Below are 25,092 nucleotides of genomic sequence, written 5' to 3'. Positions count from 1 at the left end.
TTAGCCTCGCCCTGCGTTCGCTGGTTCCGAAAGGCTCACGCCGAGAACGCGTTCGGCGAGCGTCCGAGACAGGCTCTCGACGCTTGCCGACAGCTCTCCGGAAGTTGCCTCGCCCTGACGAGCCAACTCTTCGGCGGCCTTCGCATTCACGGCGGTCGCTTCGGTGTTGGCCCGCTGACGCATGTCCTCGAGAATTCCGCGTCCCTCGGCTCTGGCCTCGTCACGCACCGCGGTTGCCGCACCGCGCGCCTTGGCCAGCTCGTCCTTGTAGTCAGCCTCGGCGGCGGTGAATTGCTCAGCGGCGTTCCGGTTGTCCTCGACCGTCTTGGCGACCGTGTCCTCGCGTGCCTTGAGCACCTTTTGGATCGGCGGCACCACGAAGGTTCCGATGACCGCCAGGACGATCAGGAAGATCGCCAAGACGACAAAGAAGGTGCCGTTGGGGATGAGGAAGTTGTTCTGCTTCCCACCCTCTTCGGCGGCTTCCGCCGCGACTGCCATGACGGCAGAAGCGACACTGTGCAATTCACCCATGCCGATTAGCTGGCGCCGGGAGTCGCGAAGACGAACAGCGCCATGAAGGCCAGGTTGATGAAGTACGCAGCCTCAACCAGACCGACGGTGATGAAGAACGGGGTGAACAGCCGGCTCTGAGCCTCGGGCTGACGGGCCACACCCGAGATCAGGGCGTTACCGGCGATACCGTCACCGATACCGGCACCGATCGCGCCGCCGGCCATGATCAACCCACCGCCAATGAGGGCACCAGCAACAATTGTCGGGTCCGCCATTTTCTTCCTCCTTATTAAGTGGTAGCTGTGCTACCAGGGTCTATTCAATGTGGTCTGTGTAATTAGTGGTGCTCGTCGTCCAGTTCCATCGACTGGCTGAAGTACAGGACAGTCAGCAGCGCGAAGATGAAAGCCTGGATCAGGCCGACGAACAGGTCGAACGATTTCCAGATGGCGTTGGGCGCCCACATGATCCATGCCGGGAACATCGCGATCAGCGCGACCATGATGCCGCCGGCGAACATGTTGCCGAAGAGTCGCAACGACAGCGAGATCGGCTTGGCCAGTTCCTCGATCGGGTTGATGAACGCCGTCACCCAGGTGTGGCCCTTGAGCAGCTTGATCGGGTGGCCGATGAGGCCGCGGCGTGCAAAGCCCGCGATGTGGTAGCAGACGAAGACGAACAGCGCCAACGCCAGCACGTAGTTGATGTCCGAGGCTGGCGGGGCCAGCAGTTCGGCCGTCTTTCCGTTCTCGTCCGTGTACTGCACGGGAAGCACCGAGATCCAGTTGGACACGAGGATGAAGACGAAGATCGTCACCGCCAGCGGCAGCACGAACGGCGCGATCCTCATGCCGATGGCCGACTCGACCTGATTGCGGAACTGAACGGTCACCGCCTCGAAGAACAGCTGCACCCCATTCGGCACACCGGTCGAGGTGACCTTGGCCCGCAGGAACAGTGCCAGCGCGATCACCACCACCGCGGCCAGCGAGGTGGCAACGATGGTGTCCACGTTGAACGTCAGTTCGTAAGGCCAAAAGTCACCGTGCCAAGTCCAGTGCTTGTGATGGCCAACTTCGATGGCGGCTTCTGCCTGGAATGTCGTAATCATGCTGGGCTTATACCTCCGCCTGCGGCTGATTCACTGAACGGATCCCTTTCCACACCGGCACAGCGGTGGTCAACACCAGCAGCACCTGGAACAACGCGACTCCGAAGAACACCCCAAGACCTGCGGGGCGGAACACGAAGGCGATCACCAGGGCGAGGACGGTGATGATCATCAACCGCGCTGCGGAATTGATGGCCATCTTTTGCTTGCTTGGATTGTCTTGCGCAGTAATGACTTCCGCAGACTGGCGAACGAGGAGAGCGTTCACCAGTCCGAGGCCAAGCCCAGTAACGAAGAAAATGCCGAACTGCCAATGCCCGAGCAGGGCGGAGGCCAGCAGAGCCAGGGCACCGAGCACGCCACACAGAACCGCCAGACGCAACGGGCGAAACGCCAATGCCGGAAGGACCAGCGGGGCGTCGGGCGTTGTCACCTGGGGTGTCACCTCACATCTTTGTCGGGGTGGCGGAACAAAAACTGCATTCGTCGGTTCCAGACCTTATAGGAGGTCTGCGGGCTCGCTGAACTCACCTCAAAGGGCAGCTCCCTGTCGGTCAGTTGATCGGTCCGGCGAACCCCTGGACTGTCTAGACAGACTTTCCAAAAATTGCACCGATCCGGCGTGGCCGGCACCCGTGAGTTTTCGGGTATGGCAGAACCGTATCACATGGTAGAGGGGGTTAATGCACCCCTACTACTTTTCGTCGTACATGACCGGCTCGGCCGGAACCGTCGTCGAACTCCCGTCCAATTGAGCGCCTGAGAGCTGATCGGGTTCTTCGCCGCGCAGCAAGGGCACAACCGTCGCCACGATGGCGATACCGATCGCGCCCAACACCACCGCACCGGCATACCGAGGCTCGAAGAAGATGGTGCTGGCGGCACCGAACGCGATGATGGCCACCCACAGATAGATGATCAGCACCGCCTTGCGATGGGAATGCCCGATCTGCAACAGCCGGTGATGCAGATGCATCTTGTCCGGGCTGAAGGGGCTGCGGCCCGCGCGGGTGCGCCGGATGATCGCCAACAACGCATCCAGGGCGGGCACCAGCATCACCGCGATCACCAGTAGGAACGGTGACAACAGGACGAACATGTCTTTGGCCCCGTACGAGCTCTGCGAGATGGGGCCCGCGGCCGTGGTCGATGCCGCGGCCAGCATGAGGCCGATCAGCATCGACCCCGAGTCCCCCATGAAGATGCGGGCCCGGTGGAAGTTGTGTGGCAGGAATCCGAGGCACGCCCCGGCCAGCACTACCGAAATGACGGCGGGCGGGTAGTACAGGACGTCACCGCCGTGGCTGCGCAGCAGCCCGATCGAGAAGATGCAGATGGCCGCCGCGGTGATGAGCCCCAGGCCTGCGGCCAGACCATCGAGACCGTCCACGAAGTTCATGGCGTTGACGATCGATACCGTCAAGGCGAGCGTGACCAGGATGGACGACATCTGATCCAGCACGATCGTTCCCACCCCACCGAACGGGATGTAGATCATGCTCCAGGCCACCCCCATGGTGACCAGCACGCTGGCGGCCGTGACTTGGCCCGCGAATTTGGTGAGCGCGTCCAGGCCCCACTTGTCGTCGATGAGACCGACGACCATGATGATGCCTCCCGCGACGACCACGGCGGGCATTCCCGAGGAATAGACGAATCCCCTTGTCAGGGCGGGCAGTTGCGAGGCCAGGAAGATCGCGGCACAAACACCGAGATACATCCCGAGGCCGCCCATCCGGGGGGTCGGCTGCAGGTGCACGTCGCGTTCGCGCGGGTAAGCCACCGCTCCCACCCGGGTCGCGAACATCCGCACACCACCGGTGCAGAAGAACGTCGTGATGGCCGCGGTCAGCCCAACCAGGGCAAGCTCACGCAGAGGGACACCCGCACCGCGATCGGCAAGGGCCAGCAGCTCACTCACGCATCCGACCGTACTTCAAGATTCTGTGGGTTCCGCCGACTCGCCGGGACCGACGTCGCCACCAATCACATCGACGATCTGTTCCCGGGTGATCGGCCCCTCCCGCACAACCAGCGGTACCGGCCCGGTGAGATCAACGATGGTCGACGCCGCCCCCAATTCCGCGGTGCCGCCGTCCAGATACACGGCAACCTTGTCCCCCAGTTGATCGCGTGCCTCACCGGCGGTGAGTGCCGCCGGCTGCCCCGAAACATTGGCACTGGAGACCGCCATCGGACCGACAGCGCGCAAGAGATCGATGGCCACCGGATGCAGCGGCATCCGCAGCATGACGCTTCCCTGCGCGTCCCCGAGATCCCAGGACAACGACGGCGCATGCTTCACGATGATGCTCAGCGGCCCCGGCCAGAACGCCTCGATGAGTTCGCGGGCCGCCGACGGAACGGCGAAGACGAGCCCGTCGATGGTGTGCCAGGACCCGACAAGCACGCCGACGGGCATATCCCGGCCTCGCCCCTTGGCGGCTAACAGCGCCGAAACCGCATTGGAATCGAATGCGTCACAACCTAATCCGTAGACGGTATCGGTGGGCATCACCACCAACTCACCCGCCTTAAGCGCGCTCACCGCCGCGTCGACCCCCTCCTGGCGGGTCGCAGCGTCCTGGCATTCGTAGACGGCGGTCACGACCCCAGTCTATGACGCCGGAGATTTGCGGCGTGCGGTGACAAATCTCGGACGGCCTGCCAGGTCGTGTCGCTGCACAACCTCATCGAACAGTCCACTGGCCGTGAACAACTCACGTGTTCCCTCACCGTTGGTGTCGTCATGCTCAACACCGATGTGGCCTCCGGGGGCAAGGAGCCGGCCTGCGGCGGTCACGATTGGCGCGATGACGGTAAGCCCGTCGAACCCCGCAAAAAGCGCCAACGGCGGATCATGCTGCGCCACTTCCGGCTCCAATTCGGCGTCTTCGGGGATGTAGGGCGGGTTGGCGACGATCAGATCGACCGTTCCATCGAGCTCCGTCAACAGCGCGGGTGAGGTCACGTCGGCCTGGACCACCTCGATCGGAGTTCCGGCGGTGTTGCGCCGTGTGTAGACCAGTGCCTGATCGTCAAGCTCGATCGCGAGGATGCGTGCGGCGGGCTCGTCATGCGACAGCGCGATCGCCAGCGCCGCGGACCCTGCACACAGCTCGACGACTGTGGCGTGTGGCGTCAATTTCCCTGTTGCCCAGGCATACAGAGATTCCGTCTCCGGACGCGGGATGAACACGCCCGGGCCCACCGACACCTCGACGGGGCCAAATGCGGCGTTTCCGGTCAAGTGTTGCAAGGGAATCCGCTGCACGCGCGCCGCCACCAGGTCGCGGTAACTCTCGGGGAAATCAGGGGCGAGCTCGGCGAAGCGCAATCGCGTTCGCGAGACTCCGAGCAGATGGGCGGCGAGCTCTTCGGCGTCTACCTGCGGACTGGAAACTCCTGCCTCAGAGAGCGATTCGACCGCCTCGGCGATCAGCTGACGCAACGCGCTCATCTCGCTCACGCCTCCTGAAGGCGTGCCTTCCGATCGGCCACTGCCAACGCATCGAACAGTGCGTCGAGGTCACCGTCGAGCACCTGGTCAAGGTTGTGCGCCTTGAACCCCACGCGGTGATCGGTGATGCGGTTCTCCGGGAAGTTGTAGGTGCGGATGCGCTCACTGCGATCCACCGTGCGGATCTGGCTGGCCCGGCCGGCGGAGGCGTCGGCTTGCGCCTGCTCCTCGGCGAGCGCCTGCAGCCGCGCCGCCAGCACCTGCATGGCGCGGGCCTTGTTCTGCAGCTGAGAACGCTCGTTCTGGCAGGTCACCACGATCCCGGTCGGCAGGTGGGTGATGCGGACCGCCGAGTCGGTGGTGTTGACGCCCTGGCCGCCCTTACCCGAGGAGCGATAGACGTCGATCCGAAGGTCCGACTCGTCGATCTGGATTTCTTCTACCTCTTCCGGCTCCGGATAGACCAGCACTCCGGCTGCCGAGGTGTGCACGCGCCCTTGGGATTCGGTGACGGGCACGCGCTGGACGCGGTGCACACCGCCTTCGAACTTAAGCCGCGACCAGACGCCGTCGGCAGTATCGCCCTTGCTGGCGATGGCCAAGGTGGCGTCTTTGTATCCGCCGAGGTCGGATTCGGTCTCGTCGAGAACGGTGACCTTCCAGCCATGCCGCTCGGCGTACCGGATGTACATCCGGGCCAGGTCGGCAGCAAACAGCGCCGATTCCTCGCCTCCCTCACCAGATTTCACTTCGAGGAGGATGTCGTCACCGTCATGGGGGTCGCGGGGCGCGAGCATGTCCGAGAGCTGCGTCTCCAGCTCGGCGATCGAAGATTCCAGCTCGGTCACCTCGTCGGCGAACGAGGGATCGTCCGCCGACAGTTCACGGGCGGTGGCCAGATCATCGCGGGCGGAGACCAGCTTGCGGTGGGTGGCGACGATCGGCGAGAGCATCGCGAACCGGCGTCCGGCCTTGCGCGCCGCGCCAGGATCCGCGTGCAGCGCTGGGTCGGCCAGTTGCTTCTCCAGTTCAGCGTGCTCGGCCAGCATTCCTTCGATCAGCGGCGTCTCGCTCATGCGCCCTCCTCCCAATGTTCATACCCGCACTTGGTCATACAAAAAACCGACGCCCGGACTGCACAAAGGCAAATCCGGGCGTCGGCAAGGAAGCTATTTGTCGGCTGCGGCCTTGCGCTTGCCGTACCGGGCCTCGAACCGGGCGACGCGACCGCCGCTGTCCAGGATCTTCTGCTTACCGGTGTAGAAGGGGTGGCACTGCGAGCAGACCTCGACCACGATGTGGCCGCTGTCCTTGGTGCTGCGGGTGGTGAAGGTGTTGCCGCAGCCGCAGACCACGTTGGTCTCGACGTAGGTGGGGTGGATACCCGATTTCATTGCTTTTCCTCTGCGTGTTGTGGTCGCCGGGTCGCTTGTGGGCGTGAACCGGAACCCTTCAAAAGGCTGAGAGGCCATTATGCCAGCTCAGTTACGTAGAACCTAAACGGCGCCGACCTGCGCACTATTCCCGATTTCTGAACCCGGCGTACGTTGGGGAAGGAAAGCCGATTCGGGAAGGAAACGCATGAACATCAAGAGATTGATCGTCACAAGCGCATCCGCGGCAGCGATGGGTTTGGCCGCATTCGCCGGCGCACCGGGGCTGGCCTACGCCGACCCCATCACGCCCCCGGCACCGCCGCCCATCCCCCAGGCTCCACCGATCCCCCAGGGAACCGGTGTACCGCCCGTCCCTCAGGCGCCGCCGATTCCGCAGATTCCGTCCATTCCGCAGCCCTGATACTCGCCCGACCTCGGGCATGTAACGGGCATTGACATCCTGTCGATATTCACAACGGCAGCCGCGGCATAACCAACGCGGTGCAGCTGTTGGAAATCGGTACTTCGGTTGAGTCGGGGCGAACCGCCGAGATAATCGGACAGGAGTCGCACGTGAATCTGAAAAGTGTTGTGAGCCAGGGTGTCATCGTTGGCACGTTGACGATGGGAGCGCTTGGGCTGGGCGCCGTTCCGGCGTATGCGCAGCCTCCGGGACAGCCCAGTTACATCCAGGATCATCCCAACCGCCCACACGGCGACGATGACGATGACTGGGGCGGCCACGACGGTTGGCGGAACAACGGCAACTGGCGCGGCAATGACAATTGGCGCGACCGCGACCAGGACTGGCGGGATGACCGCAGATGGCGCGATGACCGCCGGGAATGGCGCGACAACCCGTGGCATTACGACCAGCGTCCACCGTGGGGCTGGGCCCCGCCGCCTCGCGCGGAATGGCGCGGACCGCTTCCAGATCGTTGGGGCCCGCCCCCTGCGGCCTTCGACTACTGGGGATATCGGGTACAGCCGATCTGGGATGACGGTTTCCGGACCTGGGGATTCTGGCTGTTCGGTATCTGGATTCCGCTCGCGTCGATCGGCTAGCGGTCCCGGCCATATGAACCTGCGCGGTATCACCGATACCCGGTGATACCGCGTCAGGCTCTAGCTGTACTGCGGCTCGTCAGCGCCGTTGGAGCCCGGAGTGTTCTTGGAGACCTGGACCAGGAATTCGTAGTTGGTCTTGGTCTTGCGCAGCTGGCTCATCAGCAGGTCGATGGCCTGGTGTGAATCCAAGCCGGAGAGCACGCGGCGCAGCTTGTGCACGATCGCGAACTCGTCGCCGCTCATCAGCAACTCGTCCTTGCGAGTACCCGACGGGTTGACGTCGACGGCGGGGAACACGCGGCGTTCGGCGATCTTGCGGTCGAGCTTGAGCTCGGCGTTACCGGTGCCCTTGAACTCCTCGAAGATGACCGTGTCACCGGTGGATCCGGTCTCGACCATCGCGGTGGCGATGATGGTCAACGAGCCGCCGTGCTCGATGTTGCGCGCCGCGCCCAGGAACCGCTTGGGCGGGTACAGCGCCGTCGAGTCGACACCACCGGACAGGATGCGGCCGGACGCCGGCGAGGCGTTGTTGTAGGCACGTCCCAGACGGGTGATGGAGTCGAGCAAGACCACGACGTCCTTGCCCTGTTCCACGAGACGCTTGGCACGCTCGATGGCGAGCTCGGCAGCCTGAGTGTGGTCTGACGGCGGGCGATCGAAGGTGGAGGCGATGACCTCACCCTTGACCGAGCGCTGCATGTCGGTGACCTCTTCGGGCCGTTCGTCGACCAGCACCACCATCAGATGGCACTCGGGGTTGTTGGCGGAGATCGCGTTGGCGATGTTCTGCATGATCGTGGTCTTACCGGCCTTCGGCGGAGACACGATCAGCGCGCGCTGCCCCTTGCCGATGGGCATGATCAGGTCGATCACACGAGTCGTCAGCTTCTCGGTGGTGGTTTCCAGCCGCAGCCGCTGATTCGGGTACAGCGGGGTCAACTTGGTGAAGTCGGGACGCTTCTTGGCGTCCTCGACCGGGCCACCGTTCACGGAATCGAGGCGCACCAGCGGGTTGAACCTCTGGCGCTGGTTCTGATTCCCGGCATCCGGGTCGCGGGGTACCCGCACGGCGCCGGTGATGGCATCGCCGCGGCGCAGCCCGTTCTTGCGAACGAGGTTCATCGAGACGTACACATCGTTCGGGCCGGCCAGATATCCGGACGTCCGGACGAACGCGTAGTTGTCGAGCACATCCAGAATGCCGGCCACGGGCTGGACGACATCGTCCTCGCGCAGCTCGGTCTCGCCACCCTCGTTGGTGTTGCGATCGCGACCACGACGGCGTTCACGGGTACGGCGACCACGACGGCCCCGGCCCTCACCGTCATCGCCGCGGTTGCCCTGGTTCTGGTTGTTGTCCTGGTTCTGGTTGTCCGGGTTCTGGCTCCCCGAGCCACCCTCACGCCCCGAGTTCTCGGCGTTCTCCGAGTTGCCCCGGCCGCCGTTCTGCTGCTTGCGCTCGCCCTCGGCGTTCTGGTTCTGGTTCTGGTTGCGACGCCGCTCACCGCGTCCCTCGCGAGGCGCGCCCGCCGTCTCGGAGTCCTTGCCCTCACCGGAGTCGGCTTCCGGAGCGGACTTCGGCGCCTCGGCGGGCAGATCGAGTGCGGTCTGAGTGGGCTCGGATCCAGCAGATTCGTTCTGCTCGTTCTGGGCCGGTTCCTTCTGGGCAACCTCGGCCGGTGCTGAGGCCTGAGGCTGCTGGGCCTGGGTGGACTGGTTGTTGTTCTTCGACGCGCCAAGCGCACCCTGATGCTCACGAATGGCGGCGATCAGATCGCTCTTACGCATTCCGGAGGTGCCCTTGACGCCTACTTGGCTGGCCAATGCACGCAACTCCGGCAACACCATCGTCGACAGCGCACCCAGTCCATCACCCCGACGCTCCTTGTTGGAGCGATCAGAGGAGGCTGTGGCGGGCGCCTCGGGGGCTTCCGGGGCGGCTTCGGTCGCGATGAGGTCCGTATCGGTCACGGATTTCCTTTCCTTCCCCCGCCGAATATGGGGCGAGGGTCTCACTTCGGCCAGTCAGGTTGCTGGCCGCGAAGTTCATGCTGCGGGCCCACACAGATAGGGCCACGCGAGGTCCTGAGAAATGGCAGCTGACCATCGACCTTGCCCAATATCGCCGCCTGTCGGCGACGACGGAGGCATCGGAAAGAACTAGGAGAATTTGTGATCGTCCTCGTTCTCGGCGCAGGTGCGCAGAAGCTGCAATTGCTGGGACTGATACCGAGGATAACCCCCAGGTGGGTATCAAGCAACCAGCACCCCCCCGGCGAGTCCCCCGCTCACCAGCCATAACGTCGGCTATCGAACCGACACGCCCGCCGATACGGACATCGTCGCCAGCGAGAAACCTTGATCTTCAGCGTATTTCACCGCGACGTCAGGGATATCACCGGTGGTCAGGGCCAATACCGCAGGTCCAGCCCCGGAAAGAACCGCCGCAACCCCCTGACTGCGCAGGTATCCAAGAACCTCGGCGGACGCCGGCATCGCGGAGGCGCGCTGGGGCTGATGTAGACGGTCTTCGGTGGCCGTCATCAGCAGATCCGGCCGCGCGGTCAGCGCGACGGTGAGTAGCGCCGCTCGGCTAATATTGAACCTAGCGTCTACATGGGTGACAGATTCTGGCAGCAATACGCGAGTGTGTGCGGTGGAGGACTGTTCCTCCGGGATTGCGGCGACAATTCTGATATCGGGGTGCACATCCAGCCGGGTGGCCGCATAGACGGCGGCCGCACCCGTGGTCTCCGACCAGGAGACCACGGCTCCCCCGAGCACGCTGGCCGCCGCATTATCGGGATGCCCCTCGAATTCCGAGGCCAACTGCACCAGCACCTCGTCGGAGAGCACCGGGTGTCCGGCCTTGGCAAGGAGTCCGTTGGCGACGGCCAGGCCGGCAACTGCAGCCGCGGCCGAAGAACCCAAACCCCGCGAGTGTGGAATCTTGTTGCGGCACTGAACGATCAGGCCAGCGGCGGCAGCTCCTCCGGCGGCGAGCCCACGCTCGATCGCCCGCACCACCAGGTGACTGCCATCCAGCGGGACCTCACCGGCACCCTGACCTTCGACAGCCACCTTGAGACCGGATTCGGTTGTACTGACCTCGATCTCGTCGTACAGCGACAGCGCGATACCGAGGCTGTCGAAGCCCGGACCCAGGTTTGCACTCGACGCCGGCACCACGACGGTGGTGATCAGCCCCGCGGGCAGGATTTGGTTCACGCGAGTTCCAGCGCCTCGGCGACCGCGCTCGCCTGCACCGGAATGGGAGTCACCTCGGGCATGCCGCTCAGGGCGTTATCGGGATCCTTCAGGCCGTTCCCCGTCACGGTGCACACCACGGTGGAACCCTTCGGAACCCAGCCGTCGGCAACCGATTTCAGCAGGCCCGCGATGCTGGCCGCCGACGCGGGCTCCACGAACACGCCCTCGCTGGAGGCGACCAGCCGGTAGGCGCTGAGAATCTCCTCATCGGTGACGGCCAGGAACTTGCCGCCCGATTCCTGTTGTGCGGCAACAGCACCCGACCACGACGCAGGCGATCCGATCCGGATGGCGGTGGCGATGGTCTCCGGATTGGCAACCGGCGCCCCGTTCACCAACGGTGCCGCACCCGCGGCCTGCGCACCCAGCATCTTGGGCAACCGGTCCGACAGACCGTCGCGGTGGTACTCGTTGTAACCGCGCCAGTAGGCGGTGATGTTTCCAGCATTGCCGACCGGCAGCGCGTGAATATCGGGGGCGGTGCCGAGGGCATCCATGATCTCGAAGGCCGCAGTCTTCTGTCCCTCGATGCGCACCGGGTTCACGGAGTTCACCAGGGCGATGGTCGGATAGTCCGCGGTTGTCTTGCGCGCCAGCTCCAGACAGTCGTCAAAGTTGCCGTCCACCTGGATGATCCGCGCACCGTGGATCACGGCCTGGGCCAGCTTGCCCATCGCGATCTTGCCCTGCGGGATCAGCACCGCACACGTGATACCCGCCTTGGCGGCGTAGGCGGCGGCGGAGGCCGAGGTGTTCCCGGTCGAGGCGCACAACACCGCGCGCTGGCCACGGGCCAGCGCGTCGGTCACCGCCATGGTCATACCGCGGTCCTTGAACGAGCCGGTGGGGTTGAGGCCTTCGACCTTCAGGTGCACGGTGCAACCGGTGAGCTCGGACAGCCGCTTCGCGGGAAGCAGCGGAGTGCCACCCTCGCGAAGCGTCACGGGCTGCCAGTTCTCCCCGATCGGGAGGCGGTCCCGGTATGCCGCGATGAGGCCGGGCCAAGGGGTATGAACGGTCACTCTTGTGTTCCTTCCAGCCGGATGACACTTGCGACACCCAACACCACGTCGAGGTCGGCAAGTGCAGCAACGGTTTCCGAGAGCGCAGCATCGGTGGCCTTGTGAGTGAGCACCACCAGACGGGCGCCCGTCTCGTCGACCTCGCCCTCCTGCCGGACGGTGGCGATGCTGACTTCGCGCTTGGAGAACTCGGCGGCAACGGTGGCCAGCACACCGGGCTTGTCGGCCACGCGCATACGCACGTAGTACCGGGTCGGGATGAGACCGATCGGCGCAATGGGCAGCTGTGCGTACCGGGATGCCCGCGGACCGCGTCCGCCCTGCACCCGGTTGCGCGCCGCCATCACCAAGTCGCCGAGCACGGCCGATGCGGTCGGCGCACCGCCGGCGCCCTGGCCGTAGAACATCAGCTCGCCGGCGGCCTCAGCCTCGACGAAGACCGCGTTGAACGCTCCGTTGACGCTCGCGAGCGGATGGGTCAACGGCACCAGCGCCGGGTACACCCGCGCCGAAACTCGTTGGTTTCCACCGGCGTCCGTAAGCCGTTCACAGATAGACAGCAGCTTGATGGTGCACTGCAGGGCTCGCGCCGACTCGAAGTCGTCGGCACTGATCTTCGTGATGCCCTCGCGGTATACGTCGTCGGCACTGACCCGGGTGTGGAAGGCGATCGACGCGAGAATGGCGGCCTTGGCCGCAGCGTCGTAGCCCTCGACATCGGCGGTCGGATCGGCCTCGGCGTATCCGAGCTCCCCTGCCTCGGCAAGTGCGGTGTCATAACCGGCCCCGGTGGTGTCCATGGCAGACAGGATGTAGTTGGTGGTGCCGTTGACGATGCCGGAGACCCGAATCACCGAATCGCCGGCCAGCGATTGGGTCAAGGGCCGGATGACGGGAATGGCACCGGCCACCGCAGCCTCGAAATAGAGGTCAACCCTTGCCTTCTCGGCAGCTTCGGCGAGCTCACCGGCAGACTGGGCCAGAAGCGCCTTGTTGGCGGTCACCACCGACTTGCCCGCGTTGAGTGCACCCAGGATGCCGCGCCGTGCGGGTTCCACCGGACCCATGAGCTCGACGACGATGTCGACATCGTCTCGTGAAACCAGCGCGTCGATATCGTCGGTGAGCAGCTCGACCGGAACACCGCGGTCATCGGCCACACGGCGCACACCGATACCGCGAATCTCCAGCGGCGCACCGATGCGGGCCGCGAGGTCACTCGCGCTGCTTTCGATGATCCGCGCTACTTCACTGCCGACGTTGCCCAGGCCCAGGATCGCTACGCCTATCGCGTCACTCATTCACTTACCTCCAAACTCACCAAATCCTCGACGGTCTCCCGCCGCAGGATCAGTCGCGCCTCGCCGTCCTTGACGGCGATAACCGCCGGACGGGTCAGCAGGTTGTACCGGCTGGACATCGAGTAGCAGTACGCACCGGTCGCGGCGACCGCCACCAGGTCGCCGGGAGCCACGTCCTCGGGCAACCACGCGTCCCTGACCACGATATCGCCGCTTTCACAGTGCTTTCCCACCACCCGGGACAGCACCGGTGCGACGTCACTATCGCGGGAAACCAGCTGCGGGTGGTACTCGGCCTGATACAGCGAGGTGCGGATGTTGTCGCTCATCCCGCCGTCGACGCTCACGTAGCGCCGCTGCCCGTTGGACAGGATCACGTCCTTGGTGGTGCCCACGCGGTACAGCGTTACGGTGCCGGGACCGGCGATGGCCCGGCCGGGCTCGATCACCAAACGCGGCTCGGGCAGGCCCGCCAGCGCCGACTCGGTGCGCACGATCACGCCCAGCTTGGCCGCCAGATCCTCGATGGGAGGCGGATCGTCGGACGGCACATAACTGATGCCGAGGCCGCCGCCGAGGTCGATGATGTTGAGCTGCGCGGTCTTCTCGGTACCGAACTCGGCGACCACGTCGCGCAGCAGCCCGATCACCCGGTGCGCGGCGACCTCAAACCCGTCGACATCGAAGATCTGCGAACCAATGTGGCTGTGCAGTCCCACGAGTCGCAGGTTGTCGGTGGCGAAGACACGTCGCACGGCCTCCAGTGCCTGCCCACCGGCCAGGGACAACCCGAACTTCTGGTCCTCATGCGCGGTGGAGATGAACTCATGGGTGTGCGCCTCGACACCGACGGTGACACGCACCAGAACGTCTTGCACCACACCGGCACTGCCCGCGATCGCGTCCAGTCGCTCGATCTCGATCATCGAATCGACGACGATGTGTCCGACGCCTACCTGCACCGCCTGGGCGAGCTCCGCCTCAGATTTGTTATTACCGTGCAACGCGATTCGCGCCGGAGGGAACTCGGCGCGCAGCGCGATGGCCAGCTCGCCCGCTGAGCAGACGTCCAGGCCCAGCCCCTCATCCTTGATCCACCGCGCGATCTCGGTGCACAGGAACGCCTTCGAGGCGTAGTGCACGCGCGCAGCGCCACCGAACGCCGCGGCCATGTCGCGGCAGCGCGATCGGAAGTCGTCCTCGTCGATGACAAAAAGCGGCGTGCCGTACTTCTCGGCGAGCTCGGAGACGGTGAGACCCGCAAGGGTCACCTCGCCGTCGGTGCCGCGAGAGGCATTGCGGGGCCATACGTTCGGTGCCAATTCGGTCGGATTGGCCGGAGGTGCGCTGCTCATGGCGGTGTGCTGTTCCCCTTCTGCGTGGCGGGGGCCTGCCGGGTGTGCGCTCACATCCGCTCCGGTGCGCTCACGCCGAGAATGTCCAGGCCGTTGGCGATGACCTGCCGGGTGGCAAGGCATAACGCTAGGCGTGCCGCGTGTAGATCCCCCGGTGTTTCGTCACCTTGCGGGAGCACCCGGCACGAGTCGTAGAACCGGTGGTAATCACCGGCGATGTCTTCCAAATACCTTGCGACGCGGTGCGGTTCACGCAGCACCGCGGCGTTTTGCAGAATGCGGCCAAACTCGCCGAGCCCCCGGATCAGCGCACCCTCCTTCTCATGGGTGAGCAGTTCGAGATGATCGGTCGAGTGCCGTAGGCCCAGATCCGCGGCATTGCGCGCCAGTGCACAGAGCCGTGCGTGCGCGTATTGCACGTAATAGACCGGGTTCTCACTAGACGCGGAGGCCCACAGCTGCAGATCGATGTCGATCGAGGTGTCCACCGAAGACCGGATCAACGCGTAGCGCGCAGCATCGACTCCAATGGCGTCGACCAGGTCATCGAGAGTGATCACGGTGCCCGCACGCTTGGACATCCGCACCGGCTGACCGTCGCGCACCAGGTTGACCATCTGACCGATGAGCACCTCGACGCTGTCGGCGTCGTAACCCAATGCCGCCGCAACGGCTTTCAGGCGTGCGATGTACCCGTGGTGATCGGCACCGAGCATGTAGATACACAGGTCGAAGCCGCGCTCGCGCTTGTCGAGGTAGTAGGCGATGTCACCGGCGATATAAGCAGGATTGCCATCACTCTTGATGACAACGCGGTCCTTGTCATCACCGAAGTTGCTCGAACGCAACCAGGACGCGCCATCCTTCTCGTAGATGTTGCCGGTCTTACGCAGCTGCGCGATGGCCTCCTGCACACGTCCCGAGGTGTGCATCGAGTCCTCATGGGTGAAAACGTCGAAGTCCGTGCCGAACTCGTGCAGCGACTTCTTGATGTGGGTGAACATCAGGTCCACGCCGATTTCCCGAAAGACTTCGGCAGCCTCGGTCTCCGGCAGCGCGAGCGCATCGGGACGCCGAGTAAGGACCTGCTTGGCGATATCGGCGATGTAATCGCCGGCATACCCATCCTCGGGAGCTTCCTTGCCCTCGGCCGAGGCGATGAGCGAGCGGACAAACCGGTCGATCTGCGCGCCATGGTCGTTGAAGTAGTACTCGCGGGTGACCTTGGCGCCCTGGCGGGTCAGCAGGCGGCCCAACGCGTCGCCGACCGCGGCCCACCGGGTGCCCCCGATGTGAATCGGGCCCGTCGGGTTGGCCGAGACGAACTCCAAGTTGATGGTGTGCGTGCCCTGCGCATCGGAATTGCCGTAGTTCTCGCCCGCGTCCAAGATGTTCGCGACGATGGTGCCCTGTGCGTCGGCGGCGATCCGCAGGTTCACAAACCCAGGTCCGGCAATCTCCGCGGCAGCGATCGCGTCGTTGGCGACGAGGGCATCGACGAGCCAGGTGGCCAGGTCACGCGGGGCGACGCCGACCTTCTTGGCGACCTGCAGGGCCACGTTGGTGGCGTAGTCACCGTGCTCGGGATTACGGGGCCGTTCGACGGTCACGGTGTCCGGTAGCGCCGACGTGTCCAGACCTCGCTCGTCCAGCACCGTGGTAGCGGTGGAACGTAGCAGGTCGGCGAGGTCGGCGGGAGTCACGGCGATCATCCTATGGGCTCGGGTATCCAGGCCCCGAATCCTTTACCCGCGACCGAAACGGTGGTCGGGATGCCGGTTGGGATGCGCTAGGCTGTCCCCGCTAGTCTTTCCAAGCCCTGACGCCCTCGTAGCTCAGGGGATAGAGCGTCTGCCTCCGGAGCAGAAGGCCGCAGGTTCGATTCCTGCCGAGGGCACACAATTATTCGGCCGCGGGACTTTCCGCCGCGGCGGCAGCAGCCTCACGAACCTGCTGCTTCTCCACCTTCACTCGGCGTCGCCAGTTACGCACCACGAAGAACGTGACGAGCAGGAAGATCACCAGCGCCACGGTCGCCCCGATGGCCGTCGCTCCCCGGAAACCGGGCGCTTCGACGTCCAGCACACGCTCACCGGCATGTGCGGAATTGCTGGTGCCGAACACGATCGTCAGGGTCATCAGGTTGGGCACCGCGACAATGACGGCGAGCAGTGTCAGCACCCCGGCGAAGAAGGTCCCGCCGCGGCGACCCCGTATCAAAAATGCCCACAGCGCGAGCAACAACGGTATTCCGGTGCACAGCAGACCGAGCGTGAGCCCGCTGCCGATCCCCTTGGTGAAGCTGCCGTGACCGGACATATCGGCGATGCGTTGTGCCCACCACCGCGGGATGAAGGCCGACAGTGCGAAGTACACGGCAACCAAGGTCAACAACAACGCAATGACCGCGATCACGCGACCGCGCCACCTCGCCCAGACCGACTCCTTGCCCACAGGCCCTGCTTTGCCACTCCCAGCCATGGGAAAAGGCTATGCCAATAGAATTGAGTTCGTGCGCCAGAAAGCAGTGTTCGGTCTGATTGGTCTGGCATTGACGCTGTGCTGGGCGCCGGTGGCGAATGCTGACCCGATTCCGGTCTGCCCGTTCAACCAGCCATCAGGGTGGAACGGGCAGCAATGTTTCCCGCAGCCATGCGTTCCGCCGTACGCGCCGGGGGTCCCGCCGTGCTTCATGCCGCCGCCGACAATCGCGCCCCCGACGATGGCGCCGGGCGGCATCCCTCACTGATCGACTCAGGCCGCTGACGGCGTACGTGGACGGCGCCGGGCGTACAGCAGCGATAACGCAAGCACTACGAGCCCCGCGACCGCCAGCGCCGCGCCGACCAGAGACGGGGCGCGGTAGCCATACCCAGCGGTGATGACCAGGCCCCCGAGCCAGGCTCCGCCGGCATTGGCGATGTTGAGCGCGGAATGGTTCAGCGCGGCGGCCAACGTCTGCGCGTCGTCTGCCACATCCATCAAACGGGTCTGCAGCGCGGGCACCAGTGACGTTCCGGAGACTCCCACGGCGAACACCAGCACCAGTGCCGCCCAAGGATTTCGCGACACCGCCGCGAAAATCACCAGCATCACGGCGACCAGCACCAGGCCGATAGCGATGGCCCTGACGACACTGCGGTCCGCCATCCAGCCGCCCAGCACGTTTCCGGTGACCATGCCGATGCCGTAGAGCGCCAATGCCAGCGGGACGAGGGCCCTCGACAGTCCGGAAACGCTGGTGAGTGTGGTGCTGATGTAGGTGTAGAACGCGAACATGCCGCCAAAGCCCACGATGCCGATGAGCAGGGTGAACCACACCTGAGCGCGTCGCAGCGCGCTGAGCTCTGTTAGCGGATTCGTGATCTTCATATCCGTCAGCCCTGGCAAGAACCGCAACAACGCCGCGACCGTGACCACGCCGATGACCGCCACGACGGCGAAGGCCGAACGCCAGCCCACCGTGTTACCCAGCCAGGTGGCCACCGGAACACCCACGACATTGGCCACCGACAAACCCAGCATGGTCTGCCCAACCGCCTTGGCACGCTCCCCTGGGCCGGCAAGATGCGCGGCCACCAGTGCCGCAACGCCGAAATACGCGCCGTGCGGCAGCCCGGCGACGAACCTGGAGGCGATCAGCGCCGCATAACCCGGCGCGAAGACGGTGGCCGCATTGCCGATCGTGAACGCGATCATGAGCGCGATGAGCAGGGTCCGACGCGAGGCCCGGGCGGTCAGTGCCGCGATGATCGGTGCACCCACGACCACGCCCAGCGCATAGGCGCTGATGACGTGTCCAGCCTCAGGCTCGGTGACACCGAAGCCATGTGCGATGTTGGGCAGCAGCCCCATCGCCACGAATTCGGTTGTCCCGATCCCGAATCCACCTATAGCAAGTGCGAGAATCGCGCCTCGGCGAGTGCGTGGTGACACCGGCGACTCGGGCTGCACGCGTGAATCGACAACGGCAGTCATGAATAGGGCTCCTGTGCGGTATGCGGCTAGATGCGCACATCGATGAGCGCCCTGATCGGTCAACCACCGATTCTGCCGGGTTCATTCCCTTCAGGCGAACTGTGGTCGTCCGGTAGTTGTCCGCAGTCGTCAGCGGAACGGGCTGGTGATGTCGCGCATGAACTGTCCGATGTTGGTCGGCGCATCACCATCGGGGAAGCTCGCGGTGGCCAGCACATTGCCCCCCGCGTCGGTGAAGTTCCGGCCTGCGCGCTGTTGATGGGTCGAGTTCGTTACCAAGATGATTCCCGAGGCACCCGCCTGTTTGGCCAGCGGCACCGAGAACTGCGCATTCTGCACCGTGCTGTTGGCCCGGGGCTCCACGATGATGCGATCGGATGGATAACCAAGGCCGACAAGCATATTGCGCATCTGCTCGGCCTCCGACACCCCGTTTTGCGGATTACCTCCGGTCACGATGATGAACGAGTTCGGGAACATATTGGCGATCGCCCTGCCCGTCGCGACCCGCTGATACAGCTTGTCCCGCATCGAGCCATCGGGCTTGAGGCCGTACCCAAGGATGACCACGGCCGGCTTCGAGAAGTCCTTGCCCGCCGCCATGGGCTCGGAGCTCGCGACCGCGGGAGTGCACAGCGCGAGAACGGCACCGACGACCAAGGTGGTCGCCCATCGAGTGATCAATGCGCCCTCCAAGTCTCAGTGACTCCTGCGACAGACGAGATACATGGTGCCAGAGTTACCCCTGTCAAGTCGACCCGCCGGTGAAATCTCCCGCGATTCCCCCTGGTGTGACCGACATGACAGAGGTAGGCTGAGCTATAAGACACATGTCTACTAACACCACAACGCCGTGGAGGGTGACGTGACCGAAGCCTCAACCATCGACCGAGAAGCCGATACGCCCGAGCCGACCGCTCCCCCGCTCGTGGCACTTCCCAAGCTGGCCCAGGGCATCGCCTTCGTAGCCTCCCGGCGATGGACCACCAGCAGACTGGCCAAGAAGTACGGCAAGGTCTACACGATCAACATTCCCAAATTCGGGTACACGGTCGTGGTGGCGGACCCAGATCTCACCCGGCAGGTGTTCACCACCAGCACCGAGATTCTGGGCAATATCCAGCCCAACCTGAGCCAGCAGCTCGGACCCGGATCAGTCTTCGCCTTGGAGCGCAACGAACACCGGCATCGCCGCAAGCTCCTCGCACCAAAGTTTCACGGCAAGGCCATGATTCAGTACGAGCAGATCATCGAGGAAGAGACGCTGCGCGAATGCGCGTCATGGCCAGAGGGTCAGCAGTTCCAGACCATGGAACCGATGATGCGGATAACCCTCAACGCCATCTTGCGCGCGGTCTTCGGCGCCGACGGAGCCGAGCTGAACGTGCTGCGCGAGCTGATTCCACCGTGGGTGGTACTGGCGTCTCTGACCACCCGGGTGCCGCAACCGAAACGAGTCTATGGGCGGTTCAGTCCGTGGGGCCGATTGAAGGCCTACCGCGCGCGGTACGACGAGGTGATCGCACTTCTCATCGACAAGGCGCTCGCCGCACCAGATTTCGAGGATCGCACCGACATCCTCGCCCTGCTGTTGCGGTCCACCTACGACGACGGCACCACCATGTCGCGCAGCGATGTCTCCGACGAACTACTCACTCTGCTGGCGGCCGGCCACGAGACCACCGCCACCACTCTGGCGTGGGCCTTCGAACGGATCACCCGTCACCCACAGGTGCTGTCGCGCCTGGCCGAGGAGGCCCAGACCGAGAACAACGAATACCGCCAGGCGACAATCCTTGAGGTACAACGCAGTCGGCCGGTCATCGATTTCGCGGGGCGTCACGTGCTGGCGCCCTACGTCGACATCGGGCCCTACCGAATCCCCCAGGGCCACTCCCTGGTGGTGAGCATCAATTTGATGCATGACGACCCGGCGGCTTTCCCCAGCCCCGAGCGTTTCGACCCGGAACGCTTCACCGACGCCAAACCCGGCAACTCGTGGGTTCCCTACGGCGGCGGAACCCGGCGCTGCGTCGGTGCGGCCTTCGCCAACATGGAGATGGACATCGTCCTACGGACCGTGTTGCGGCACTTCACCATCGAGACCACGACGGCACCCAACGAAAAGTGGCACTCACGCGGGGTCGCCTCCTGCCCGAAGAACAACGGGCTCATGACGGTGCGGCGCCGCTGACATCCTCAGGCAAGCCTGCGCAGTTCAGCCTCAGGGATGCCGTTTACGCAGCTGCATGAGGATCTCACCCTCGGGCCCTCCGGTGAAGGTCACCTCGCGGCGCGGCTTCTGGCCCGGCACCATTTCCAGCTCGTATTTCTGGGCCAGCGACGCGATTCCGATGATGGCTTCCAAGTTCGCGAAGCCCGAGGCAATACACATGCGCTTGCCCGCCCCAAAGGGCATGTGTGCCTTGCGCTGTTCGGGCTGCAAGTTCTCCTTGAGGAACCGCGCGGGATCGAAGGTCCTGGCGTTCTCCCACACCCGCTCGTTGTGGTGGATGCTGTCGATCAACACGGTGACGGTGGTACCGGCCGGAATCGGGTAATCACCCAGCACGTCATCTGCCTTCGCAGCACGCGCCAATCCCAAGATCGGCGGGTACACGCGCATCGCCTCATTCAGCACCGCGGCGGTCCATGGCAGATTGTCGACATCCGCGGCAGTGGGTAACCGTCCACCGAGCACGCGGTCGACCTCTTCGCCGAGTTTCGTACGCGCATCGGGATTGCGGGACAACAGATACCAGGTCCACGCGAGCGCGGCAGCGGTGGTCTCAAAGCCCGCACCGAGGAAGGTCATCAGTTCATCGCGGATCTCCAGATCCGTGTACCTAGCGCCCGTTTCGGGATCTTCGGCGGCCATCAACAGCGCCAACAGGTTGTCCTGCCTGGTGATCCGGCCGGAGTGATGATCGGCGATGAGCTGATCGATGGTGCGCTCCACCCAGCGCAACCCCCTCATGGTCCGGGGCGCGGCCACCGACGCGCCGATACGCAGCGCGCGTATGGCCAACCGCGGGGTGTGTGACGCCAACTCGTCGGGGCCGTGGGTGGCAAGCTTGTCCACGAACCAGCGCAGCGGCGGCGCCGCCCCCACGATGTAGCCCACGCCGAAGAGCTTGAGCAGGCGTGCGAAGTTGATCCGCATCTTCTCGGCCATGTCGCCGGACAGATCGATACCGAACATGGTTTGCGCGACGATATCCATGGTCAGGTAGTTCATCTCGGCGGTGACATCGACCGCTTTCCCCTGGGCGTACAGCTCGTCCCACCGGGCGAGGGTGCGCGCGCTGGCCTCGGCCATCTGTGGGGCGAACAGATCGACCTGACGCTTGGCGAAGATCGGCTGCACCAGCCGACGATTTCGGTTCCAGAGTCCCTCGTTGAGATCGGTCACCAGCCCGCGGCCGAAACCGACTGCCAGCAGATCGTATTCGGCGCTCTTGATGTAATTGTCCTGATTGGCCACCAGCACATGACGGGCCAGTTCCGGATTGCGGACAATCACCGTCTTACGCATGGGTGCCCGCGCGACGATGACGTCATCCTGCCCAGGCAGGTCGGCGAGGTACTCGGAGATGGTGTGCCGGTAGGTGGACCAGACCGCCCCGAGTGCGAGACGCCACGACTTCAGATAGCCGACCTTGGTGTTATGCCACCGCAGGAAGGTCGGCCCGCCCGGATAGAGGTCGTGGTTGACCGGACATTCACGGGCCGCCGTGGCGACCGGCGCGGAAAGGGGTTCTGGCTGCAACGCTGGAGCCGACACGGTTAGACCCTTTCCTGCTCGGAGACGCCGTCGCGCGCCTCGTCAACCTCTGATCCGGAAGTCACCTCTTCCGCCACGGCGTCGTTCTTGTCATCGGCCCCAGCGTCGGCAGCGTCATCGTCGTGGTCCTCGTCATCGAGGTCGACGAGTTCGCCTTCCTCGGCGTCGTCGTCGGCCGCGTCGTCCAGATCTGCATCAGCCGAGGCGCCCCAGCGCTCATGGTCAGCTCGGGCCCTCTTGTTGGCCTCCGCGATTTCGAACCCGTCGGCCACAACGCCGCTCAGCTCCTGCCCAACTTCTCCCACCGTCCGCGTGATGATGCGGATGATCCGGCCGACACGAGACCCGACCGACTCCACGACCTCCTGGACGACGTTGACGTTGCGCTCTACACCATGCTGCACTGCCCCTTCGAATTCGGTGGCCAAATAGTGAACAATCGTGCACTGAGATCAGTGTGCGTAACGTAGATGAACCTGTCAATACCAGGCCTCAACACGGCTTCGAACAAAAGAAACCAATCGATAAGAGCACGACCGTACACTGACAGGTATGCGCCATAGCCGTGCTGAAAAGAAGCTGCATACCCGCCGCGCATTGCTCGACGGGACCTTGGATCTGCTCAAGGTGCGTGGCTTCGCCGCCGTGAGCCTGCGCGAGGTGGCCAAATCCGCGGGTTTGGTTCCCACGGCGTTCTATCGGCATTTCGAATCGATGGAGGACCTGGGCACGGTCCTGGCCGAGGAGAGCGTTCGTGCGCTTCGCGACACCTTCCGTCAGGCCCGGCGCGAGGTGGGCAGTGACAACCCTGCCAAAATTCTCGGACTCATGGTCGACCGGGTGAGCGAGCATGCGAACAACTTCCGGTTTCTGGTGCGTGAACGTCATGGCGGCTCGCCGCAGGTTCGGCGTGCCATCAACAACGAGATGCGCATGCTCACCAACGATGTCGTGGTCGAGCTCGCGCGCAATCCCGCAACAAACCACCACACCACCGAAGATCTCGAGATCGCCGCCGAACTCATCGCCGGCTCGATTCTCAACACCATCGGCATGCTGGTGGATACCGATCACCCCAGCGACGCCGACGCGCAAGCGGCCCTCAACCGTGCGCTGCGCCAGTTAGACCTGGTCACCAGCGGGCTGGCTCACACCGGCAGCGTCACGACCGTCATTCCGAAGCCGACTGCTGCCGGTGCACAGGACGAATCTTCTGCCACAACCAGAGTCCCATGAGCATGCCGACCGCATCGGCAAGCACATCAAGCAGACTTCCGTCCCGGCGTGGAACCCACAGCGCCTGAATAACCTCTGAACACGCAGCGAAGGCCAGAACCCAGGCCAGTGTGAACCTTTCACCGATCCTTGCGAATCGCGAGGACACTGCCAGCATCCCGAAAATCAGAAAATGCACCACCTTGTCCGCCCCGGGCGGTCCGGACGGGACTGCGCTGCCGGGCGTGAACAACAGCAGGCACGCGATCGCCAAAGCACACACCAGGGTGAGCCAGCGAAAGCACGGAAACCACGAACGAACTATGCGAATCATCGTGACCCATATTGCCGCTTCGGTTCTGGGTGATTCAAAGCGATGCCGTCAATGGGCATGCTGCGTACAACGAAGACATGACCTCCGCTCCGTCAGTCCTCGAAATCCGCGCACTGCCCGGCACCGAGACCTACCGGAATCTGCTCGCCCAGGTCGCCGACGGGGCACGAGAACGTGACCTTGACGACGAGAATCCCTTCGACCAGGTTCGGCTGCTCAAGGAAGCGGGGATCGGCCGGCTGCGTATCCCCGTCGAACTCGGCGGCGCAGGACTTTCTGTGCGGCAACTCTTTTCCGCCATTATCGATATAGCGCAGGCCGACCCCATCGTCGCGCACATCTTCCGCACTCACTTCTGGTTCGTCGAGGAACGGCTGCGCACGCTTTCCGATTCCACGTCGGCCGCCTGGCTGACGAAGGTGAACGAAGGCAACCTGTTCGCCAATGCATTCAGCGAGAAGGGGACCTTGGCCGTCGGAAGTCTGGTGTTCAACACCCGTCTACTGCCGGCCGGTGACGGATATCGGTTGAATGGCGAGAAGTTCTACAGCACCGGGACCTTGTTCGCGGACTACCTGACGGTCACCGCAACCACCGACCACGATTCGATCGCATCGGTCATCGTCCCCGGCGATCGCGACGGGGTGCGGCTGGTGGACGACTGGGATGGGTTCGGCCAGCGACGCACTGGTACGGGCACCACGATCTTTACTCAGGTCGATGTCGCCAGCAACGAAATCCTTTCCGACACACCGTATGACGCGGCCCCCGTGCCCACCACGCAGTATGCGTCGTTGCAGCTCTACATCCTGGCGATTGTCGCCGGAGTGCTGCGGTCGGTCGTGGATGACGGCGCGGCACTGCTGCGTTCCCGGCAGCGCAACTTCAGCCATGCTCTCACCGAACGCCCTGTTGATGATCCGTTGTTACAACGCACCCTGGGCGAGCTCAGCGCAACCGCGTTCGCGGCCGAGGCTGCGGTTCTTGCCGCGGCCGATGCCATTGATGCCGCCACCGCGTCCCTGCGCGACGGAGTTCCCGATGCGCAGCTCGCCGAGGAAGCCCAACTCGCGGTCGCCAAGGCCAAGGTCCACATCGATGCCGTGGCACTCGATGCCGCCACCAAGCTGCTGGACCTGGGTGGTGCCAGCGCCTCCAGCCGGAGCCGGAATCTGGACCGGCACTGGCGGAACATCCGGACCATCAGCCTGCATAATCCGGTGCACTACAAGGCCCGGGTAATCGGCCAGAACCTGCTGCACGGCACGCCGCTTCCGGCGAACGCGTATTTCTGAGAGG

At 64.3% G+C, this 25,092-nt stretch carries 27 protein-coding genes and 1 tRNA gene; 7 read left to right on the top strand and 21 right to left on the bottom strand.

Going from position 1 to position 25,092, the window contains the following annotated elements:
* The 9 genes from RHO23_RS03115 to rpmE all read right to left on the bottom strand — a co-directional run bounded on the left by RHO23_RS03115 (nucleotide 1) and on the right by rpmE (nucleotide 6,481).
* Nucleotides 1–534 carry a F0F1 ATP synthase subunit B gene (locus RHO23_RS03115; protein ID WP_423488652.1) on the bottom strand — a complete coding sequence of 178 codons (534 nt, stop codon included), beginning with the start codon at nucleotides 532–534 and terminating at the stop codon, nucleotides 1–3.
* Nucleotides 535–539: 5 nt separating this feature from the next.
* Nucleotides 540–791, bottom strand: a complete 252-nt coding sequence (locus RHO23_RS03110) for a F0F1 ATP synthase subunit C (RefSeq protein ID WP_030094898.1) — start codon at nucleotides 789–791, stop codon at nucleotides 540–542.
* A 62-nt stretch (nucleotides 792–853) separates the two neighbouring features.
* Nucleotides 854–1,627: a F0F1 ATP synthase subunit A gene (atpB, locus tag RHO23_RS03105; protein ID WP_423488651.1), complete on the bottom strand. Its 774-nt coding sequence runs from the start codon at nucleotides 1,625–1,627 to the stop codon at nucleotides 854–856.
* 7 nt (nucleotides 1,628–1,634) lie between these two features.
* The gene (locus tag RHO23_RS03100; protein ID WP_030094896.1) at nucleotides 1,635–2,060 is read right to left on the bottom strand and encodes an ATP synthase subunit I; all 426 of its coding nucleotides are present in this window, start codon (nucleotides 2,058–2,060) and stop codon (nucleotides 1,635–1,637) included.
* 261 nt (nucleotides 2,061–2,321) lie between these two features.
* Nucleotides 2,322–3,548, bottom strand: a complete 1,227-nt coding sequence (locus tag RHO23_RS03095) for a glycosyltransferase family 4 protein (protein ID WP_030094895.1) — start codon at nucleotides 3,546–3,548, stop codon at nucleotides 2,322–2,324.
* 15 nt (nucleotides 3,549–3,563) lie between these two features.
* A complete protein-coding gene (locus RHO23_RS03090) occupies nucleotides 3,564–4,235 on the bottom strand; it encodes an L-threonylcarbamoyladenylate synthase (protein WP_030094894.1) in 672 nt (223 codons plus the stop codon).
* A 9-nt stretch (nucleotides 4,236–4,244) separates the two neighbouring features.
* Nucleotides 4,245–5,087: a peptide chain release factor N(5)-glutamine methyltransferase gene (gene prmC / locus RHO23_RS03085; protein WP_423489155.1), complete on the bottom strand. Its 843-nt coding sequence runs from the start codon at nucleotides 5,085–5,087 to the stop codon at nucleotides 4,245–4,247.
* A gap of 5 nt (nucleotides 5,088–5,092) precedes the next feature.
* Nucleotides 5,093–6,163 (bottom strand): peptide chain release factor 1, encoded by a 1,071-nt coding sequence (prfA, locus tag RHO23_RS03080; protein ID WP_030094892.1) that lies wholly within the window; start codon nucleotides 6,161–6,163, stop codon nucleotides 5,093–5,095.
* 93 nt (nucleotides 6,164–6,256) lie between these two features.
* The gene (rpmE, locus tag RHO23_RS03075; protein WP_030094891.1) at nucleotides 6,257–6,481 is read right to left on the bottom strand and encodes a 50S ribosomal protein L31; all 225 of its coding nucleotides are present in this window, start codon (nucleotides 6,479–6,481) and stop codon (nucleotides 6,257–6,259) included.
* A 187-nt stretch (nucleotides 6,482–6,668) separates the two neighbouring features.
* On the opposite strand from rpmE, the gene RHO23_RS03070 reads away from it, so the two are divergent.
* Together RHO23_RS03070 and RHO23_RS03065 are read left to right on the top strand one after the other, a co-directional pair.
* A complete protein-coding gene (locus tag RHO23_RS03070; protein WP_030094890.1) occupies nucleotides 6,669–6,884 on the top strand; it encodes a hypothetical protein in 216 nt (71 codons plus the stop codon).
* A 152-nt stretch (nucleotides 6,885–7,036) separates the two neighbouring features.
* The gene (locus RHO23_RS03065; RefSeq protein WP_070920616.1) at nucleotides 7,037–7,528 is read left to right on the top strand and encodes a hypothetical protein; all 492 of its coding nucleotides are present in this window, start codon (nucleotides 7,037–7,039) and stop codon (nucleotides 7,526–7,528) included.
* Nucleotides 7,529–7,588: 60 nt separating this feature from the next.
* On the opposite strand, the gene rho is transcribed toward RHO23_RS03065, so the two are convergent.
* From rho to argS, 6 genes are all read right to left on the bottom strand, one after another.
* Complete coding sequence (gene rho / locus RHO23_RS03060) at nucleotides 7,589–9,505, bottom strand: transcription termination factor Rho (protein WP_423488650.1); 1,917 nt, start codon at nucleotides 9,503–9,505, stop codon at nucleotides 7,589–7,591.
* Between the two features lie 336 nt (nucleotides 9,506–9,841).
* A complete protein-coding gene (gene thrB, locus RHO23_RS03055) occupies nucleotides 9,842–10,762 on the bottom strand; it encodes a homoserine kinase (protein ID WP_423488649.1) in 921 nt (306 codons plus the stop codon).
* Nucleotides 10,759–11,826 (bottom strand): threonine synthase, encoded by a 1,068-nt coding sequence (gene thrC / locus RHO23_RS03050; RefSeq protein WP_030094886.1) that lies wholly within the window; start codon nucleotides 11,824–11,826, stop codon nucleotides 10,759–10,761. Before thrC ends, thrB begins: the two co-directional genes overlap by 4 nt.
* Nucleotides 11,823–13,127: a homoserine dehydrogenase gene (locus tag RHO23_RS03045; protein ID WP_423488648.1), complete on the bottom strand. Its 1,305-nt coding sequence runs from the start codon at nucleotides 13,125–13,127 to the stop codon at nucleotides 11,823–11,825. Before RHO23_RS03045 ends, thrC begins: the two co-directional genes overlap by 4 nt.
* Nucleotides 13,124–14,536 carry a diaminopimelate decarboxylase gene (gene lysA / locus RHO23_RS03040; protein ID WP_423488647.1) on the bottom strand — a complete coding sequence of 471 codons (1,413 nt, stop codon included), beginning with the start codon at nucleotides 14,534–14,536 and terminating at the stop codon, nucleotides 13,124–13,126. The genes RHO23_RS03045 and lysA overlap by 4 nt, the downstream gene beginning before the upstream one ends.
* The gene (argS, locus tag RHO23_RS03035; RefSeq protein ID WP_423488646.1) at nucleotides 14,533–16,185 is read right to left on the bottom strand and encodes an arginine--tRNA ligase; all 1,653 of its coding nucleotides are present in this window, start codon (nucleotides 16,183–16,185) and stop codon (nucleotides 14,533–14,535) included. Before argS ends, lysA begins: the two co-directional genes overlap by 4 nt.
* 121 nt (nucleotides 16,186–16,306) lie before the next feature.
* Here argS and RHO23_RS03030 point away from each other — a divergent pair.
* Nucleotides 16,307–16,379, top strand: a tRNA-Arg gene (locus RHO23_RS03030).
* Between the two features lie 5 nt (nucleotides 16,380–16,384).
* Here RHO23_RS03030 and RHO23_RS03025 read toward each other — a convergent pair.
* On the bottom strand, nucleotides 16,385–16,963 hold the full coding sequence (locus RHO23_RS03025; RefSeq protein ID WP_030094882.1) for a hypothetical protein: 579 nt from the start codon (nucleotides 16,961–16,963) through the stop codon (nucleotides 16,385–16,387).
* Between the two features lie 31 nt (nucleotides 16,964–16,994).
* On the opposite strand from RHO23_RS03025, the gene RHO23_RS03020 reads away from it, so the two are divergent.
* Entirely contained in the window at nucleotides 16,995–17,231 is a 237-nt protein-coding gene (locus RHO23_RS03020; protein ID WP_123771716.1) for a hypothetical protein, read from the top strand.
* Between the two features lie 5 nt (nucleotides 17,232–17,236).
* Here RHO23_RS03020 and RHO23_RS03015 read toward each other — a convergent pair whose 3' ends face one another.
* Both RHO23_RS03015 and RHO23_RS03010 read right to left on the bottom strand, forming a co-directional pair.
* Complete coding sequence (locus RHO23_RS03015) at nucleotides 17,237–18,460, bottom strand: MFS transporter (RefSeq protein WP_057968706.1); 1,224 nt, start codon at nucleotides 18,458–18,460, stop codon at nucleotides 17,237–17,239.
* 129 nt (nucleotides 18,461–18,589) lie between these two features.
* Nucleotides 18,590–19,156 (bottom strand): YdcF family protein, encoded by a 567-nt coding sequence (locus tag RHO23_RS03010; RefSeq protein ID WP_057968707.1) that lies wholly within the window; start codon nucleotides 19,154–19,156, stop codon nucleotides 18,590–18,592.
* Between the two features lie 157 nt (nucleotides 19,157–19,313).
* Between RHO23_RS03010 and RHO23_RS03005 the strand changes: the two genes are divergently transcribed.
* Nucleotides 19,314–20,654 carry a cytochrome P450 gene (locus tag RHO23_RS03005; RefSeq protein ID WP_030094879.1) on the top strand — a complete coding sequence of 447 codons (1,341 nt, stop codon included), beginning with the start codon at nucleotides 19,314–19,316 and terminating at the stop codon, nucleotides 20,652–20,654.
* A 30-nt stretch (nucleotides 20,655–20,684) separates the two neighbouring features.
* Here RHO23_RS03005 and RHO23_RS03000 read toward each other — a convergent pair whose 3' ends face one another.
* The gene (locus RHO23_RS03000; RefSeq protein WP_057968708.1) at nucleotides 20,685–22,244 is read right to left on the bottom strand and encodes a cytochrome P450; all 1,560 of its coding nucleotides are present in this window, start codon (nucleotides 22,242–22,244) and stop codon (nucleotides 20,685–20,687) included.
* A 2-nt stretch (nucleotides 22,245–22,246) separates the two neighbouring features.
* Nucleotides 22,247–22,648, bottom strand: a complete 402-nt coding sequence (locus RHO23_RS02995; protein WP_423488645.1) for a hypothetical protein — start codon at nucleotides 22,646–22,648, stop codon at nucleotides 22,247–22,249.
* Between the two features lie 148 nt (nucleotides 22,649–22,796).
* Between RHO23_RS02995 and RHO23_RS02990 the strand changes: the two genes are divergently transcribed.
* A complete protein-coding gene (locus RHO23_RS02990; RefSeq protein WP_030094876.1) occupies nucleotides 22,797–23,480 on the top strand; it encodes a TetR family transcriptional regulator in 684 nt (227 codons plus the stop codon).
* On the opposite strand, the gene RHO23_RS02985 is transcribed toward RHO23_RS02990, so the two are convergent.
* Nucleotides 23,416–23,793, bottom strand: a complete 378-nt coding sequence (locus tag RHO23_RS02985) for a VanZ family protein (protein WP_057969623.1) — start codon at nucleotides 23,791–23,793, stop codon at nucleotides 23,416–23,418. The two genes, RHO23_RS02990 and RHO23_RS02985, sit on opposite strands and share 65 nt — an antisense overlap.
* Nucleotides 23,794–23,804: 11 nt before the next feature.
* Between RHO23_RS02985 and RHO23_RS02980 the strand changes: the two genes are divergently transcribed.
* Nucleotides 23,805–25,088: an acyl-CoA dehydrogenase family protein gene (locus RHO23_RS02980; RefSeq protein WP_193601861.1), complete on the top strand. Its 1,284-nt coding sequence runs from the start codon at nucleotides 23,805–23,807 to the stop codon at nucleotides 25,086–25,088.
* The last annotated feature ends 4 nt before the right edge of the window (nucleotides 25,089–25,092 follow it).

The sequence above is a fragment of the Mycobacteroides sp. PCS013 genome (assembly GCF_049532645.1).
Classification (GTDB): Bacteria; Actinomycetota; Actinomycetes; order Mycobacteriales; family Mycobacteriaceae; genus Mycobacterium; species Mycobacterium gwanakae.
This window is presented reverse-complemented; position numbering and strand designations above follow the sequence as displayed.

Coding starts and splice junctions, on each gene's coding strand:
- RHO23_RS03115 (WP_423488652.1), bottom strand. CDS start 534: ATGGGTGAATTGCACAGTGTCGCTTCTGCCGTCATGGCAGTCGCGGCG.
- RHO23_RS03110 (WP_030094898.1), bottom strand. CDS start 791: ATGGCGGACCCGACAATTGTTGCTGGTGCCCTCATTGGCGGTGGGTTG.
- atpB (WP_423488651.1), bottom strand. CDS start 1,627: ATGATTACGACATTCCAGGCAGAAGCCGCCATCGAAGTTGGCCATCAC.
- prmC (WP_423489155.1), bottom strand. CDS start 5,087: ATGAGCGCGTTGCGTCAGCTGATCGCCGAGGCGGTCGAATCGCTCTCT.
- prfA (WP_030094892.1), bottom strand. CDS start 6,163: ATGAGCGAGACGCCGCTGATCGAAGGAATGCTGGCCGAGCACGCTGAA.
- rpmE (WP_030094891.1), bottom strand. CDS start 6,481: ATGAAATCGGGTATCCACCCCACCTACGTCGAGACCAACGTGGTCTGC.
- RHO23_RS03070 (WP_030094890.1), top strand. CDS start 6,669: ATGAACATCAAGAGATTGATCGTCACAAGCGCATCCGCGGCAGCGATG.
- RHO23_RS03045 (WP_423488648.1), bottom strand. CDS start 13,127: ATGAGTGACGCGATAGGCGTAGCGATCCTGGGCCTGGGCAACGTCGGC.
- RHO23_RS03025 (WP_030094882.1), bottom strand. CDS start 16,963: ATGGCTGGGAGTGGCAAAGCAGGGCCTGTGGGCAAGGAGTCGGTCTGG.
- RHO23_RS03015 (WP_057968706.1), bottom strand. CDS start 18,460: ATGACTGCCGTTGTCGATTCACGCGTGCAGCCCGAGTCGCCGGTGTCA.
- RHO23_RS02990 (WP_030094876.1), top strand. CDS start 22,797: ATGCGCCATAGCCGTGCTGAAAAGAAGCTGCATACCCGCCGCGCATTG.
- RHO23_RS02985 (WP_057969623.1), bottom strand. CDS start 23,793: ATGATTCGCATAGTTCGTTCGTGGTTTCCGTGCTTTCGCTGGCTCACC.